The organism is Pseudomonadales bacterium (assembly GCA_013215025.1).
Lineage (GTDB): Bacteria > Pseudomonadota > Gammaproteobacteria > Pseudomonadales > DT-91 > DT-91.
The window spans coordinates 1-2,247 of the sequence record JABSRR010000285.1 but is presented as its reverse complement, the minus strand read 5'-3'; the positions used below and the strand labels follow the sequence as shown (position 1 = coordinate 2,247).

Annotated in this window: 2 protein-coding genes; both read left to right on the top strand. The window is 46.5% G+C overall.

The window, feature by feature from the left end; genetic code table 11:
- Positions 1 to 708 (top strand): methionine adenosyltransferase (metK, locus tag HRU21_12940; GenBank protein NRA43195.1); only part of this gene is annotated, 708 nt, incomplete at its 5' end.
- Positions 709 to 726: 18 nt separating this feature from the next.
- A complete protein-coding gene (locus tag HRU21_12935; protein NRA43194.1) occupies positions 727 to 2,148 on the top strand; it encodes an adenosylhomocysteinase in 1,422 nt (473 codons plus the stop codon).
- Positions 2,149 to 2,247 lie beyond the last annotated feature (99 nt).

The window sequence follows — 2,247 nt, the reverse complement described above, 5'->3', positions numbered from 1 at the left end:
CAGGTCACCATCAACTATGAAGGCGAGAGCCCGAAAATTGACGCTGTTGTGCTCTCAACCCAACATGATCCATCTATCTCGTTAGATGATTTACGCGAAGCCGTGATTAAGAATATTATCAAACCCGTTTTGCCTGCTGAATGGCTGCATGCTGATACGCTCTATCACATTAACCCCACCGGTAACTTTGTTATTGGCGGCCCCGTTGGTGATGCAGGTGTCACCGGGCGTAAAATTATTGTTGATACCTACGGCGGTATGGCGCGCCACGGCGGCGGCGCTTTCTCAGGCAAAGACCCATCTAAAGTTGATCGCAGCGCCGCTTACTACGGCCGTTATGTGGCTAAAAATGTCGTAGCCGCAGAATTAGCTGAACGCTGTGAGATTCAAGTATCGTATGCCATCGGTGTTGCTGAACCTACCTCGATTTCAGTCAACACTTTTGGCACAGGCAAGCTCAGCGATATTGCACTAGCTAAGCTGATTCGCGAAGTATTCGATTTACGCCCTTATGCGATTCAAACACAGCTTGAGCTGCTTAACCCTATGTATCAAATCACCGCGGCTTATGGTCACTTTGGCCGTGAGCCATTTGAGACCAGCTATACGTATGAAGAAAACGGTGAACAAAAGCAAAAAACCTTTACCGCTTTCACTTGGGAAAAAACCGATCGTGTCGATGCTCTAAAAGCTGCGGCTAACCTTTAATTGTTTTGGAGAAAACACATGTCTACTGCATTAAAAATTGATTCAAGCTTCAGCGACTTTAAGATTGCCAACTACAGCTATGAAGAGTTCACCGAATTAGCTGAATGGGGCCGTAAAGAAATTCAAATTGCCGAAGATGAAATGCCAGCATTAATGGCGCTGCGTCGCAAATACAAAGCATCACAGCCGCTGGCTGGCGCACGCATTATGGGTTGTATTCACATGACCATTCAAACCGCGGTATTAATCGAAACCTTGGTTGACCTTGGTGCCGAAGTACGCTGGTCATCTTGTAATATCTTCTCAACCCAAGATCACGCTGCTGCCGCGATTGCTGCTGTCGGTATTCCGGTATTTGCCTGGAAAGGTGAAACCGAGGAAGAGTTCCTTTGGTGTATTGAGCAAACTATTTTGGCTGAAAAAGATGGTAACAGCGTCTGGAATGCGAACATGATTCTTGACGACGGTGGCGATCTTACCGAGATGGTGCACAACAAATATCCAGCTATGCTCGATGACATTCACGGTATTTCTGAAGAAACCACCACTGGCGTTCACCGCTTGTTAGAAATGTTAGAAGAAGGCACTTTAAAAGTACCGGCTATTAATGTGAATGATTCCGTTACTAAATCGAAAAACGACAATAAATACGGCTGTCGTCACTCGCTAAACGACGCGATTAAACGCGGCACCGACCACATGCTAGCGGGTAAAAAAGCGCTGGTTATTGGCTACGGTGATGTAGGTAAAGGTTCTGCGCAATCTTTATCACAAGAAGGCATGATTGTTAAAGTTACAGAAATCGACCCGATCTGCGCTATGCAGGCCTGTATGGACGGCTACGAAGTGGTATCGCCATACATCAACGGTGTTAACACTGGCCAGCTCGACTGCATTAATGCTGAGCTGTTAGGTAAAACTGACCTCATTGTCACCACGACCGGCAACACCGGTGTATGTGATGCAAACATGCTACAAAAGCTGAAGTCAGGCGCTGTGGTTTGTAACATCGGTCACTTCGACAACGAAATCGACACTGCCTATATGCGTGAAAACTGGCAGTGGGAAGAGGTGAAGCCGCAGGTGCATAAAATTTACCGCGACCAAGCTAATAATGATCACTTGATCTTGTTGTCAGAAGGCCGCTTGGTAAATCTTGGTAATGCCACAGGTCACCCGAGCCGCATTATGGATGGCTCATTTGCTAACCAAGTACTGGCGCAAATGTTGTTATGGGAAGAAAAATTTGCCGATCTCGACCCAGCAGCCAAAGCCGACGCATTGTACGTTAAAGTACTACCGAAAAAGCTTGATGAAGAAGTGGCCAAAGACATGGTTGAAGGCTTCGGCGGGGTACTGACTAAGCTAACCCAAGGTCAAGCTGACTACATCAATGTGCCTGTTGAAGGCCCTTATAAACCTGAAAGCTACAAGTATTAAGCGTTAATCAAGCTATACTTGCCATCACGGGGCGATGCCTGCATCGCTCAGTGATGTTTATCCTGTTAAGAAGAGTATTATGAGCCATACTGAAAAACG

Excerpts from the sequence above, each read along its gene's own strand:
- HRU21_12935 (NRA43194.1), top strand. The coding sequence starts at position 727 with ATGTCTACTGCATTAAAAATTGATTCAAGCTTCAGCGACTTTAAGATT.